Origin of the sequence: Micromonospora sp. 15K316 (assembly GCF_004348525.1) — a bacterium.
Classification (GTDB): domain Bacteria; phylum Actinomycetota; class Actinomycetes; order Mycobacteriales; family Micromonosporaceae; genus Micromonospora.
Genome location: NZ_SMKG01000156.1, coordinates 1 through 13,910, shown reverse-complemented (window position 1 = coordinate 13,910; position 13,910 = coordinate 1). Strand labels below are relative to the sequence as shown.

The 13,910-nt window shown below is 71.5% G+C and carries 9 protein-coding genes and 1 pseudogene; all 10 read right to left on the bottom strand.

Going from position 1 to position 13,910, the window contains the following annotated elements; genetic code table 11:
- A pseudogene (locus E1211_RS23475) lies at positions 1–211 on the bottom strand (hypothetical protein); the annotation flags it as partial.
- Positions 211–432 (bottom strand): hypothetical protein, encoded by a 222-nt coding sequence (locus E1211_RS23470; protein ID WP_132351174.1) that lies wholly within the window; start codon positions 430–432, stop codon positions 211–213. The pseudogene E1211_RS23475 and the gene E1211_RS23470, both read right to left, overlap by 1 nt.
- Before the next feature lie 197 nt (positions 433–629).
- Entirely contained in the window at positions 630–1,007 is a 378-nt protein-coding gene (locus E1211_RS23465) for a hypothetical protein (protein ID WP_132351173.1), read from the bottom strand.
- Positions 1,008–1,111: 104 nt separating this feature from the next.
- The gene (locus E1211_RS23460) at positions 1,112–1,867 is read right to left on the bottom strand and encodes a hypothetical protein (protein ID WP_132351172.1); all 756 of its coding nucleotides are present in this window, start codon (positions 1,865–1,867) and stop codon (positions 1,112–1,114) included.
- A 19-nt stretch (positions 1,868–1,886) separates the two neighbouring features.
- Positions 1,887–2,555, bottom strand: coding sequence for a hypothetical protein (locus E1211_RS23455; RefSeq protein ID WP_132351171.1), 669 nt, complete (start codon positions 2,553–2,555; stop codon positions 1,887–1,889).
- Between the two features lie 115 nt (positions 2,556–2,670).
- The gene (locus tag E1211_RS23450; RefSeq protein WP_132351170.1) at positions 2,671–3,201 is read right to left on the bottom strand and encodes a hypothetical protein; all 531 of its coding nucleotides are present in this window, start codon (positions 3,199–3,201) and stop codon (positions 2,671–2,673) included.
- 114 nt (positions 3,202–3,315) lie between these two features.
- Positions 3,316–3,978, bottom strand: coding sequence for a hypothetical protein (locus E1211_RS23445; protein ID WP_132351169.1), 663 nt, complete (start codon positions 3,976–3,978; stop codon positions 3,316–3,318).
- A 241-nt stretch (positions 3,979–4,219) separates the two neighbouring features.
- Positions 4,220–5,323, bottom strand: coding sequence for a hypothetical protein (locus E1211_RS23440; protein WP_132351168.1), 1,104 nt, complete (start codon positions 5,321–5,323; stop codon positions 4,220–4,222).
- Positions 5,316–12,836, bottom strand: a complete 7,521-nt coding sequence (locus E1211_RS32675) for a hypothetical protein (RefSeq protein WP_207915488.1) — start codon at positions 12,834–12,836, stop codon at positions 5,316–5,318. The genes E1211_RS23440 and E1211_RS32675 overlap by 8 nt, the downstream gene beginning before the upstream one ends.
- Before the next feature lie 71 nt (positions 12,837–12,907).
- Positions 12,908–13,135 (bottom strand): hypothetical protein, encoded by a 228-nt coding sequence (locus E1211_RS33035; protein WP_207915487.1) that lies wholly within the window; start codon positions 13,133–13,135, stop codon positions 12,908–12,910.
- Positions 13,136–13,910: the final 775 nt, after the last annotated feature.

The window sequence follows — 13,910 nt, the reverse complement described above, 5'->3', positions numbered from 1 at the left end:
GGGCGGGCTGCCCGTCGGGCAGCGCGAAGAGGAACTCGCGCTGGTCACCGCAGTCCGCGCAGCGACCGCTGTACCGGTAAGCCGGCCGGGTCCCCTGCGCGGCGGGCGCCTCGTCCCAGGCGGCCTCCATCGCCCCGCACCGCGGGCACGGATGCAGCTCCAGGTAGAGGTCCACTTCGTCCCGGCTGCGTGCGGCGGGCAGCAGCGTCATCACGCCTCCCGGTAGTGCCCGGTGTCCGGGTCGAGTCCCATGATTTCTCGTGCCCGGCGCATGTACTCGCGCTCGGCCTCCGGCGACGGCGGTCGACGATTCTCCGAGTCGGCCCCGTCGGGGGTGAAGTCCGCGTCGTCCACGCGGTGCTCCGCCTGCCACCGGCGGTGCAGCTCGGTCAGTTCCCGTAGGCGCCGCTGCCGCTCCGGATCGGTCTTCATCGCCGCACTGTCTCCCTTCACGCCGTGGTCGTCGAGCCACCGGTTCTGGCTGCTGGTCTACGGTTCCGCGCTGCCGCTGTACCCGTTCAGGAGAGCGGGAGCAGCACCCGGTCGCCGATGGTCTTCCGCTCCCAGGTGGCATCCCGGTTCGGACCGCCGGTCACCGTCCACGCGTGGACATCCACCGCCGTCATCATCTACACCACCGGACCGTCGATGTCCCGTACCGAATACAGCTCGCCGAAGAGCTCCGCATACGCCAACGGACTCAACCCCGCACCGACCCGCCGACCGAGCTCCGCCATCACCTCCGGGCGGTTCAGGTGCAGCGGCTCACCCTGCGCCGGAAGGAGCAGACCGTGAGTCGTGAAGACCGGTCGTCGTTCCACCACCACTCGGACCGCGTCGGACACCCAGTCCTTCCCAGCCACCGCCCAGTCGGCGAGGCCGGCATCATAGACACGACGGGGTGATTGAACCGAAAACCAGTCCGGCCCTGTCCACACCTTTTCGGCGTTTTCCCCAGGGTTTACAAGGTAGTGCTGGATCGCTGCGGCAACCCGCTCCGTATCCACCCGGACACCCTCCCCGTCGTCGCCGGCGGCGGTCCCATCCTGCCACAGCGGCCCACTCGGCCGGCTACACCGAGTACCCGACCGGTCCCCCCGCCAAGCTGCCGTCAAGCAGGCAGCGGGAGCAGCACCCGGTCGGCGATGACATTCCGCTCCCAGGTGGCATCCCGGTTCGGACCGCCGGTCACCGTCCACGCGTAGACGTCCACCGCCGTCATCATCTCCGACACGAAGTAATAGTTGTGCGAGAAGAACGACAACGTCCACTCCCCGCCATGCCCCTGCGCGAACGCCGGAGCAGCCACCGCAGGAGCGTCGGGCAGGACCATCACCCGCGCGAAATGATCGGCCTCCCGCACCAACCAACCCGCCCGCGTGCCCTCCGTCGCCCCGAACGAATACACCACCGGACCGTCGATGTCCCGCACCGAATACAGCTCGCCGAAGAGCTCCGCATACGCCAACGGACTCAACCCCGCACCGACCCGCCGACCGAGCTCCGCCATCACCTCCGGGCGGTTCAGGTGCAGCGGCTCACCCTGCGCCGGAAGCAGCAGGCCATGGGTCACGTAGATCGGCTGCCCCGAGGCGATCACCCGGACCGCCTCGGACACCCAGCCTTCGTCGGCGACGGCCCAGTCTGCCGGGCGGGCCGCGTAGCGGTAACGGGATGACCGGACCGTGACCGAGGTCGGGCCCTGCCAGATCTTCTCGACCGTCTCCGCAGGGCTCAGCACGTGACGCTGAATCGCCTCGGCGGTCCGCTCCGTATCCACCCGGACACCCTCCCCGTGCTCACCCGCAGCGGCCCAATCCTGCCGCAACGACCCGCCCGGGGCAGCCGAAGAACGGCCAGCCGGCACAGCCGCGGACGGCGCCGGTTCAGCTCAGGGGAAGTGGGCGCAGCACCCGTTCGGCGATGGTCTTCCGCTCCCAGGTGGCCGCCCGAGCCGGACCGCCGGACACCGTCCAGGCATATACGTCCACCGCCGTTCGGACTTCCAGCGAGTAGAAGTTGTGCGAGAAGAAGGTCAAGGTCCATTCTCCGCTCGCTTCCTGCTCGAACACCGGCGGGGCCACCGGAGGCGCGTCCGGGACGACTATCACCCGGGCGAAATGGTCGGTCTCCCGCACCAACCAGCCTGCCCGAGCGGTTCGCGTCGCACCGAATGGATGCACCACCGGCCCGCCGATCTCCCACGTCGAGTACAGCTCACCGAACAGCTCCGCATACGCCACCGGGTTCAATCCGGCGCCCACTCGGCGGCCGAGTTCCGCCATCGTTTCAGGACGATTCAGGTACAACGGCTCCGACTCCGTCGGAAAGAGCAGGCTGTGGGTGGTGAATATCGGCTGCCGCGAGGCTACGACCCGGACCACTTCGGCAACCCACTTCTCCTCGGCAACGGCCCAGTCCGCAGGCCTGGTGGAATACAGGGCCGCCGACGTACTCACAAAGACCGCGTCCGGGAGGATCGACAGGTTCTCGATGGTCTCGCCGGGCGCGAGCACCTGGCGCTGGATCGCCTCGGCAATCCGCTCCGTATTCACGCAGGCACCTTTCTGTCGTGACGAGCGTGTGGCCGTCATCCGCCCACGACAGCCCACCTGCCGGTTCCGCCGAACATGCGACCGAAAGACCTCCGCATCGCGTGGAGATCTGGCCTCAATCGCGCCCGGAACCCGTCCGGTTGGGCCAGGTCCGCCGGGCGTCCGCCAGCTTCCGATGGACGTCCGGCACGAACCCGAGACGCCGCAACGGGCCGCGCCGGATCCGGAAGGAGTCCCGGAACCTCTGCGAAACGTCCCGATGGGCCGCGTACAAGAAGACGTTTGTCTCCGGCGGACCGAGCAGCAAACTCAGTAACGGTCCGGACAACGGCGATTCCACGCGGTCATTGAAGACGATGGCGGCGCATCGTCCCCCGATCTCCGTCATCCGCGACTGCACGGCCGACATGACCCATCGCAAGAACTCGTCGGGGTAGCCGTTCCGGCGATACAACTCAGTGGTGGCGACCCGTTCCGCCGTCACGGCGTCACCTGTCGTTCCGACCGACAGCCACAGCAGAGGCACGGACAACCTCGACGACCACCGCGAGGGCAACTCGGCCACCGTCCACTCCACAAGACGCAGGTAGTCGTCGCGTACGTGGTCCGGCAGCCGATCCAGGTGCGCCAGACTCGTGTTGTACATGGGACAACGTTCGCCCGGCGGTCCATCGTCGTCAAGCCGGCAACCGGCGCAGCACCGCCAGGGCGGCGCGGCGGACTCGAATGGCGACCGGTGCGCGGTCGACACCGCCTCCACTCAGGGAAGCGGGAGCAGGATCCGTTTGGCGAGGGTGTTCCGCTCCCAGGTGGCCGGCCTGTCGGGGGCCCCGGTCACCGTCCAGGCGAAGACATCCACCGCCGTGTCGACCTCGAGCAGGTAATAGTTGTGCGAGAAGAAGGTCAAGGTCCACTCCCCGCCTGCCCCCTGCTCGAACGCCGGAGGAGCCACCGGCGGCGCGTCAGGCACGACCATCACCCGGGCGAAATGGTCGGCCTCCCGCACCAACCAACCCGCCCGAACGGTCTGCGAAGCAGCGAACGGGCGTACCACCGGACCCTCGATCTTCCACGCCGAGTACAACTCGCCGAACAGCTCCGCGTATGCCAGCGGGCTCAACTCGTCCCCCACCCGGCGGCCCAGCGCCGCCATCACCTCCGGACGATTCAGGTGCAGCGGTGCACCCTGGAGAGGAAGGAGCAGGCCGTGGGTGACGAAGATCGGTTGGCGCGCGGCCACGACCCGAACCGCGTCGGCCAGCCATCCCTCCCCGGCCACAACCCAATCGGCAGGATCGGCCCAGTACATGGTGGTCGGGGTGTCCAAGACGACCGACTCGGGGCTGGTCCATACGTTTTCGACGATTTTCGTGGGGTCCAGCACGTAGCGTTGGATCGCCTCGACCGTCCGCTCCGCATCCATTCGGACCCCCTCCGTCATAGCCCAGCGGCGGCATATCATCCTGCCACAGTGGCTCGTCCTGTCGGATGCGTCGAGCAGCCGGCAGCGACCGAACCAGGCGCTGTCAACCAGTGTTTCTGGCCCCGAGGCCGTTCCGGTCGGCTTGGCCTTGCCGAGCCTCCGCCACCTGTCGGATGCCCGGGGAACGAAGCGGAACCTCCGCGATGACCCGCGCCGGACCGCGAACACATGCCAAGAGGGGTCAGCGGCCCGAGAGCGCGAGGCCGGCACGGAAGACCGCGACCTGGCTCGCCGGCGTCGTCGCGCCACCCGCTGCCAGCGCCTCCGTCAACTCCCGAGGAGGTGCCACGCCGTACTCGGTCAGGTAGTAGCCGAGCGCCTCCGGCCACACCCAGCGGCCGTCGGTGCGGTACCCGCCCGGCACGACCTCACCGCGCCCCGGCTCGACCAGGTCGGGAAGCCGCTCGGCCCGGCCGGGCACCGCCGCGCCCGCCGCCAACCGCTCGGCCAACATCCGACGCTCCGGCACGGGTACGCGGGGAGCCCCGGACCGGACGAGATCGGCCAACTGCTCCGCACCGAATGCCAGCCTGACCCGGCCCACCTCCGGCGTCCACAGCAGCGCCGCCCCGGCCAGCGCCGCCCGGTGGTAATCCGTGAGCGGCTCACCGGCCCAGAAAGCCTCCACCTGCGGCGCCTGCTCGCCCTTCATTTTCAGGGCATCCTGGGCCTCCTGCGTGACCTCCCACGCCGGAACGCCGGAACCCAGCTCCACCAGGTAGACCCGCTGTGCCGTGTCGGACGCCCCGAGCCGCCAGCTCCGCCAAATCCCTCGTACCCCATCCGCGAGGCTGAGATTGTCCACCGCGCGGTCGTCGACCTGATCGGTCAGCTCGGACGCGAGATCGGCGAGGGGTGCGAGATCGGCCGGAAGGTCGGTGAGGTCGAACGGATCGCCGCCACCGGTCAGGTCCAGCCGGCTCGATATCCGGTCCGCTGCCCGCACGGCTACCGCGGGCGGTACCGGCAGGAAACGGAACGGCCTCGCGGGTGGCGGTTGCGCGGCCACCGGCACCTCGTCGTACAGCTGCGGCTCGCCCCCGGGGGCGTCCAGGACGATGAGAATGCGCGCCAGCAGCTCCTTGTCCGCCGGGGTGATCGGCACGGCGTACTGCACGGTGGCGACCGACACCGCGTCCGGCAGGTAACGGAGATCACCGTTTCCGAGCAGCTCACGGAGCGCCGGCAGCACCTCGTCGGGAACCCGGCCCGCCAGGCGCAGCAACATCCTGTGCACCTCGGCGAGAAGTCGCTCCCCCTCGCCCCAGCCGGGATCGTCAGCCACGATCGTGCGCCTCTTCCATGATGATGATCTCGCAGTTGTCGCGGAACTCCGCGGGCAACTGGTTCCGCACCGCCTCCGCCAGCTGTTCGTCGTCGCTTCGTACGGTCCGCGATCGCGGCGGGAACACGGCCTCTTCGTCCGTCGCGAAGGACGAGAACACCGAGATGTCCCGGGCCTGCTCTCCGGTCAGCCGGTAGACCACCAGCACCTTACCGCCCGAGGCCGGGTTCTCCGACATGAACCGCACCGCCACGTCCAGCCGACGGCTGACGCTGAGGAACTCCCTCGCCGTGCCGTGCGGAAGCCACGAGTTCCCGTAGATCGGGGAGTACACCGGCGTCGTCCAGTCGCCCCGGTAGGCGATGACCGGCCGCTCCGGGCTGCCCACGGCAGGGAGTTGCATCATCGCGTCGTGGACCATGTCCGCGTGCCACCGCATCTCGTCGAGGAGCCCCGGCGAGACCGACCGCAGTTGACTCTTGAGCTCCTTCCAGGCCGCGTCCATCGCCTTGTTGGCGCGTCGCACCTCGCTGTCGGCGCGGCGCTGCTCCAGCTCGTTGCCCGCCGTACGGTGCGACTCGGCACGCTGCTCGGCGTCGAGGGCCTGTCGCCGCGCCTCCACCCATTCTTCGGCCGCTCCACGCAGCGGCGACCGGGAGGTCAGATGTCCCTCCCCGTCGTGCACCACCGGTCGTAGCTTCAACGGCAGCGGCAACGCCTTCGTGTCAGCGGCGATGTTCTCGAGGTAGTTCTTCACCAGCTGACGGACCTTGTGCTCGAAGAGCCCCTTGGTGGGCATCTCTCCGAGCGCCCCGGTGAACAGGTGCGACCGGATCACGTTGTTGATCAGGTAGTGGCTGTGCCGGGTGTAGACCGTCAAGGCCATCACGTGCGGCTTCGACAGACGCTGGCCCAGCTCCCGCACCGCGGCCGAGTCGGTCGGGTCGATGCCGTTGCGCCGCAGCCAGTCGGCCAGGTCCGGGTCCCGTACCTGGCCGCTCTCCAGCTGCGGCCACAACCGGTCGGCGATCTGCGGCACCTTGTGCTGCGTCTCGGAGAAGCCGCGCGGATCGACCGCGTGCTCCAGGTAGCGGGCCTCGTGCGGGAGGAGCCCGTCGACGCCGACCTCCCGCCGCAGCGTCGGCAGGTCGATGTCTGGCAGGGCCCGGTAGAGATCCACCGCGGTGAACCGGGTGCCCGCCGGACGGACGTCGACCCGCGTGACGTCGGCCATCTCCGACCCGCGCAGGATCTCGAAGAGGCTGTGGTCACGGGCGGGAAGCATCCACCCCATCAGCCCGCTGAGGAACCGCTCCAGCTGCGGGCCGTCGAGACCGATGAACCGGGCGGCGGTCAGCATCCGTGCCGTGGTGCCCGACAGTCCGTCGATGACCGGGAAGCCGTCCCGACCGACCCGCCGGGCCCACGGGCCGTGGTCGGTGTCGTGGGCGACGATGCCCTCCCGCCACGGCAGTTTGTCGTGCTCGCCCAGCGACTCCCCGGTCTTCTGCCGATGCACCTGGTCCACGTAGGCCCGCTCCAGTGTTCCGAGCGGAGCGCCCAGCCGGGCGTAGTGATCGGGTGTCGTGGCGAGCGCCTCCTGCACGTCGGGGTGCCGGTCGTCGCGAGGACGCTGGCTCAGAGTTATCTCGGCCAGGTCCCGGATGGGGTGCTCGGAGTTGCGCGTCACGTTGCCGGTCGCGAAGAAGTCGCGGCCGAACCTGAGCTTCTCCTGCAGGAACTCCGGCATCACCCGGTTCAGGTTGCCGTCAAGCAGTTCACCCATCCGGCGCACGGACGGCACGTCGACACCCGCCGTCCGGGCCTGCTCCCACCGGTCGCCGTCCAGCACCGCCCGCAGGGCGTGGGCGAGCGTGTGTGGGTTCTTCCAGTTGGTGTACGCGGCGTTGTAGAAGGCGGTCATCGTCTCGCGCAGGTTGCCCTCACGGATCAGCCGGTCGAAGCTGACCCCGCTGCCGACCTGGCCGGCACTGTCCGAGGCGTCGTCCCGGAAAAACGCGCTCTCGACCCGGGCCTTCACCTGCTCGGGGGTCTCTCCCGGGCGCGGCTCGGTGAGGTCCACCAGGATGTCCCGCATCCGGGTCAGCGCGGTACGAACGGTGTCCAACACCTCCGGATCGCGGAAGTAGTACGCGCCGAGGCGCTGCTCGAACTGCGTCGCCTCGTCGGCCCAGCGTGGGTCGTTGAGGAACCGCTCGAAGTCGAACGGCACCCGCGTGGTCCGCGCCGGGTAGGTCGCGGCGGCCGCCTCGGTCCGCTCCGGCACCGCCGGCTCTGCGGAGCCGGACCGCTCCGGCGCCGTCAGCTCGGCGGGATCTGACCGGTCCGGCACCGGATCGGTCTCGACGCGATCGGGTGCCGCGCCGTCGCTGTCGCGACCCGCCGGCGGGACCGTCTCACCGTCGGTCGCCCGTGCCGGCCCGTGGTCGACGGGCGGAGGGGTGGTCTCGGCGGGCGGCCGTTCCCGGCCGAGCAGGGCGTCCCGGCCGGCGTCGCTGATCCGCCCGTCGAGCAGCCGCGACCGGGCCGCGGCACCCGGATCGTCCGGGTGCAGGCCGAGGTGGTCGCGGAGGGCCCGCAGCTCGGTCCGGGCGTGCGCGGCCTGCGCCGGATCGTGCAGCAGGTCCGCCAGCACCTCGGCCTCGGCCAGCCGACCGTGGTCATGCGGGCTGAGCGTGGCGCCGTCGGCCATCGCACCGGGTACGAGGGCGTCCGGGGTGAAGGGATCCAGTCCACCGTCGGCCCGTTCCCGGATCGCCGTCAGCTCGGCGGCCTCGTGTGCGACGGCGCGGGCGACATTGACATCGCTGGCGCGGTCCGACAGCTCGACGCGCCAGCCGCCGCCCTCCGGCGGGACGGTGCCGTGCGGCAGGTCCCGCCCCTGCGCGTCGATCGGCACGGAACGGGCCACCGCGCCGTCCGGCAGGGCGTCCGCCGGAACCGTCGTCAAGTCCAGGCGTACGCCCTTGAGCGGGCTCCCCTCCGGCAGCGTCTCCGTGACCTGGCGCAGGGCGTCGTCACCGAGCTGCCGCACCACCTCCGGCTCGGGGACGTCCCGGCCGTACCCGTGGAACTCGCCCTCCGGCACCCGGGCGGCGGTGACCGGCGGATGCCCGTCCCCGCTGAGCAGGCCGCGGATCGACGACGGGTCGGGAACCCGGGGCATGCCCTGGGTGTGCGCGGACCGGGGATGCAGCGGACCCGTGTCGCTGATCTCCTTGACGCCCTTCCAGTCCGCGCCGAGCAGCGCACGCTTGCCGACCCACGACGCTTCCCGGCCGTGGTGGTGGTCGCCCCAGCCGGCCTGACTGATGTCGAAGGGCGTCGGGTACCGGGCGCTGCCGAAGGAGCTGGTGCGGGCGCGTTCGAGGATCTGCTCGGCTGCCTCCCGCTGCCGCCGCACCTCCTGGGCCACCTGCTCCGGATCGGTGGTGCCGTAACGCATGCGCAGCCGGTCGGCGTCCACGCTCGGGTCGTCCGCGGCCAGCCGGCGAGCCATGTCGACGTCGGCGTCGAGCCCACGCAGCTCGACCCGGAGCCGGTCGAGTACGGCGCTGGAGCGGTGCTCCGTGTTGGGCGCCCAGTCGTAGCCGTCGCGTGCCCACGCGTACCCGCCGACGGTGGAGGCGGCGTGCACCTCGATCCGCTCGACGCCGGAGTAGCGATACCAGTCGATGAGGCTGTCGTTGAACTCCCGGGCGAAGCCGTGGCCCTGGACGCGGTCGTCGAGTTTCAGCGTGACGTGCTCCACGAAGAGGCTGCCGTCGTGGTCGCGCTGGAAGGAGCGCACCACCCGCCCGGCGCTCACCCCGTTCGCGTCCTGCACCTCCGCCCGGACCACAACCTCGTTGCGGTGCACGCTGACGCTGTACGGGTCCTCCAGGTCCACCCGGATCCGCAGCCCCGCGAACTCGCGCCCGTCGAGCTGGTCAGCGAACTCCCGCCGGACCGAGTCACCCCAGGCAGTCGCCTCCTCCTGGGAGCTGGGGATCAGTTCGTCCAGCGAGGGCCGCCGGTCCTCCTGCCGCCACGGCGGGTCGGACCAGATCTCGTCGTGCCGGGAGTGGTCCCGACCGTCCACCGCGGGAGCATCGGCGACTGCGGGGCCGTCCGCCTCCGGCACCCGCTCCAACTGGTGCACCGGGTAGCCGCGCTGGGCCAGATCGGCGTCGAGCCGCTGGAGGTCCGCGCGTACCTGGGCCTGGTGCACCGGGTCGGTCGACGCGCGCAGCTCCTCCAGAGCGATGGAACGCTCGGTGAGCGCCAGGTTGATCCGCCCGTCGGTAGCAACCGGGTCGGCGGGGGCACGCTCGGGGCCGTTGGTCCAGGAGGGACGATCGGCCTCCGGCGTCGACCAGGCCGGCCTCGTCGGATCCGGCGCCCGCTCGGGGGTGCCCCAGGCGGGAGCGTCCGACGTCGGACGCCCCTGCCCGGTGTACGGGTCGACGCCCGGCCGCCCCGGCGTCCCGGCGTGACCCGGGTCCACCTCCGGCGGCCAGCCGCGGCTCGCGTACGGGTCGCGGGCCGGCGGGTAGGCCTCGCCGGGCCGCCAGCTCGGGGCCGCCTCGCCGGGGCGCTGGCCCCACTGCTGGGCCTCACCTGGGCGCTGGCCCCACGGGCTCGTGTCGCCGGGAATCGACTCGCCGGACCGCTGGCCCCACGTCCCGAAGCCGCCCTGGGTCGGCTCCCCTGGCCGCTGCCCACCCCACTGTCCGAGGCCACCGTGGCTCGGCTCACCGGGGCGCGGAGCCCACGGCTGCGGGGTCGCTGGGTTCGGTTCGGGCGCATGCGGCGCCGGGTCGGAACCGCCGAACAGACCGGTGATCCGGCGCAACGCCCGCGACAGCGCGCCGGGCCGGCGCTCCGGCTCCGGACGGGCCGGCTGCCCGTCGTGGTGCGCACCCGGCCCGTGCGTCGGCGACGGGTCGTGCCAGGGGGGTGTGCTGTCGTGGGCAGGCCCGTCGGTCCGCCACGGCGGGGCGGTGTAGGGCGACTGCTGCTCGGGCGGCCAGGCCGCGTCCCCGTCCCGGCCGGGTCCCCACTCCGCCAGCGGCAGCGAGTCGGATCCGCCACGGGGTACCGAAACCTCCGGCGTGGCAGCGGTCTGGTCCAGGAGCGGAGGAAGTGTCCGGGCTGCCTGGTCCCGTCCGACCGCGTCGAGGTCGATGCCGTACCGGTCGGCGATCTCCCGCGTCATGGGGCCGTAGAAGGTGCCCTGCCGGCGGTCGTCGGCGACCGGGAAGTTCGCCTCGTCGATGGCGACACCGGCACGCTCCAGGATGCTCTCCGGGGTGAGCGCCATAAGCCGGTCGAACAGGTGGTCCGGAATGTGAGCTCGGTCGGGGGCGCGGACGTACTGCTTGAGTATGTGGTCCCGGATTTGTTGTGGAGTCCAGTCAGCCATCTCTTGGTAGCTGTCGCTGCGCGGTACCCGCGGGTCACCCGCGTGGTCGAGGGCCCGGAAACCGGCTAGGCCGCGCAGGAACTGCTGCTGGACGGTAAACGCCTGAAATTCACCTTCGAAGCGGACCGGCGTGAGGATCTCGCCTACGACGTCCGTCCGCGGCGGGCCCTCAGGCGCTAGCTGCTTGGCATGTCGCGCTACGACGTCCGAGTTTGGCTGGAGACGATGCATACTCTCGTGCACCACTGTCGCGGCGACCGCGCTGATCGGTCGGTCCAACCCGCCTCTATCCCGCGGGTCGACATAGAGGACATCGGTTACAGGATCGAAGCCACCACGCGCCGTTCCCTGGATCCATTCCTCCAGGTCCGGGTCACGCAGCTCGGGCGGGAGCAGCGCGTCGACGCTCTCCATGTCCTTCGGGATCAGCCGCTCGAACGTACGCGCCGCGTGCCCCTCGAACGTCGGCCCGAGCACGTCACCGATCTTGGCGATCGCGATCGCCTGGTCCATGACGTGGAAGCGGTGGGTCTGCGGGTCGACGCTCACCACCCGGGTGGCCATCTCCACCGAGTTCAACGGGTCGACGCCGTCGAGGTCCCGCCAACCCGGGTCGGCGTAGTCACCGCCGCGTTCGAAGTCACGCCAGTCCCGGTACCGGTCGGCGTACTCGTTGACGGCTCGGCTCAGGTCGCGGACGCCCTGCACCACGTCACCGAGCCGGCCGCCCTCGCGGGCCGCGTCGGCGGCCGTCTGCAGCCGGTCGGCGATACCGCCGATGGCGTCCAGGTCGGCGATCCGGGCCGCCACCGCCGTCTCCGGGTAGCGGCCGAGCAGGTTCTCCTTGGCCCGCTGCACCAGCTCATGGACTTGTTCGGGCAGCTCCGCGCCGGTCCTCGTAAAGTCCCGCGAGAAGTTTGCACTGGGCGCCAGCTCCTGGACGATCGGCGAGTCACCCGGGCGCGCCGTCTGCTCCGGGTGTACCGCGCTCTCCGGCGTCGCGTTGGGGTCGGCCGGCACGTGGGAGTCGACGACCGCCGCGGTCTCCTCGTGCAGTCGAGTCACCGCCGCGTCGATCTCGGCCTGCGAGCGCGGCACGTACGAGCCGTCCTCCTGCCGTACCGCGAGGTGGTCGCGGGCCCAGCCGCGGACCTGCTCCGGGGTGCCGGCGTCGGCCAGCAGGCCGCGAACGGTGTCCGGGGTGAGCGGCCGGGGCGGCGCGGGGTCCGATGGGGTGGCGTCGCGGAGGGTGACCCGGTCGAGCACCGGCGGGTCGGGGTGCAGCGGTCGTTCCAGCTCGACCAGCGACGGCTCGTCGGCCCGGCGCGGAGGCTCCTCCGGGCGCGGCGCCGCCGCGGTGTCCCGCGGGCTCTCCGGCACCCCGTCGGCCCGCGCATCCTGCTCGGGCCGGACCGGCGCCGGCTCGTTCGCGTCCGGCCCACGCCTCGGCTCCGTCGGGGTGCCGTCGCGGTCCGCGCGCGGCCCGGCGGCGTCATCCCGCTCCGTACGCGGCCCGGCGGCGTCGTCGCGGGGTCGATCGGTCCGGGTCGTGCCGTCATTCCGCGCTGTGTCGGTCCGGGACGTGTCGGTGGGCGTCCGATCGGTACGCGGTCCACCGTCGGTGGGCGTCCGGTCGGTGCGCGGCCCGCTCTCGGTGTGTGACGTGTCGGTCCGGGTCGTTCCGTCGCCACGCGGCGACGGCGGCTCGACCGGCCGGTCGAGCACCTGGTGCAGTTCCCGGTGCAGGGTGCTCCAGGCGTCGCCGAGTTGCCGGTCGACGAAGGCCGCCCGGGTGTTCGGGTCGGTCGGCAGGTGGTCGGGGAGCACCACACCGGCCGGTTCGCGCTGCACCCACTGCCCGTGCTCGACCTCCAGCCCCGGTCGCAGCACCACCGGCTGGCCGGGCGGCAGGGACGAGTTGACCTGCAGCGCGACCTGCACGGTGACGCCGTCCGGGTACTCCACGGTGAGCAGCCGCGACGACTCGTCCCAGCTCGCCCGGTGCGGCTGGTCCACCGGGCCGGGATCGCGGCCGGTGAGCAGCTCGCCGATGTGCCCGTCGAAGGTCGACCGGACAGCCTCGGGCATCGGCACCGACGGCCCGACCGGACGAGGCTCGACCGGCACCAGCTCGAACGGAACCCGCCCGTCCTCCGGGGTTACGCCGCGTAGCTCCCCCCGGCCGGCCAGGTCGCCGCCTCGGCCTGCATCCGCAGGATCTTGCCGAACGCCTTCCGGTACTGCATGTCCTCCGCCCCGTCCAGCGGTGTCCCCTGGCGGGAGTCCTTCTGGATGACCAGTCGACGATCCTTCTCCGGGAAGCCGAAGCTGTATTCGACCTCCCGACTGTCCTGTCGGATCAGTTCGAAGTCCACCAGAATCGCCATCGCCGGTTCTCCTCGGATATGCGCTGTCCAGGTCCTCCCCGGTACGCCCGGGCGCGACCCGCTCCCAATTGAACAGGCTCTGGGCGTGCCCGTGGGCGTCCGGGTAGGTGGCGTCGGGGTGGACCCGCATGTAGCCCGACTCGGCCAGCTCGTGCTCCAGCAGCACCAGGTCGGGTTCGAGGTGCCGCCCCTCCCGCAGGCGGATCCAGGCCTCCGCGATGTCCTCGTCCGCGTCGAACCGGCGCCGCTCCCAACCGTCGGGGTAGTCGCGCAGCGTGTGCTCGTCGAACATCAGGTGCTGCTTGACCCGGGCGACCTCGGCTTGGCTGTAGCCGATGGTGCCGTCGGGGCGCTCCACGTCGGCGAGGTGTGCGGCGATCTCCGGCACGTCCTCCGGGTCGGCCCGGAACCGGTCGTACGCCTTGTTGGCCCACTCCTGGGCCCGCAGCTCGTCGCGCGGCCGGATTGACGCGCCGCTCTGCGCTTCTCCCGCCGTCGGGTCGGCCTGCTGCTCGTCGGCGCGGACCGGGGCGGACGGATCCTCGTGCCGGTTCGGCGGTGAGCCGTCCTCGTCCCGGGCCGTGGGTGTACCGCTCCGGTCGCCCGTGCCGGCGGAACGGTCCTGGACCGGATCGGTCGGGCCGCGCTGACTGTCCCGGCCCGTGGGTGTCTCCGGCCGGCTCGGCGGCGCGGAGTGGTCGCGCGCCGGCGGCGGACCGTCCGCACGCGGCGTCGTGGGGCTGTCCGTGCGGGGCGTCGTGGGGTTGTCCGGGCG

Excerpts from the sequence above, each read along its gene's own strand:
- E1211_RS23470 (WP_132351174.1), bottom strand. The coding sequence starts at position 432 with ATGAAGACCGATCCGGAGCGGCAGCGGCGCCTACGGGAACTGACCGAG.
- E1211_RS23450 (WP_132351170.1), bottom strand. The coding sequence starts at position 3,201 with ATGTACAACACGAGTCTGGCGCACCTGGATCGGCTGCCGGACCACGTA.
- E1211_RS23445 (WP_132351169.1), bottom strand. The coding sequence starts at position 3,978 with ATGGATGCGGAGCGGACGGTCGAGGCGATCCAACGCTACGTGCTGGAC.
- E1211_RS32675 (WP_207915488.1), bottom strand. The coding sequence starts at position 12,836 with ATGCCCGAGGCTGTCCGGTCGACCTTCGACGGGCACATCGGCGAGCTG.
- E1211_RS33035 (WP_207915487.1), bottom strand. The coding sequence starts at position 13,135 with ATGGCGATTCTGGTGGACTTCGAACTGATCCGACAGGACAGTCGGGAG.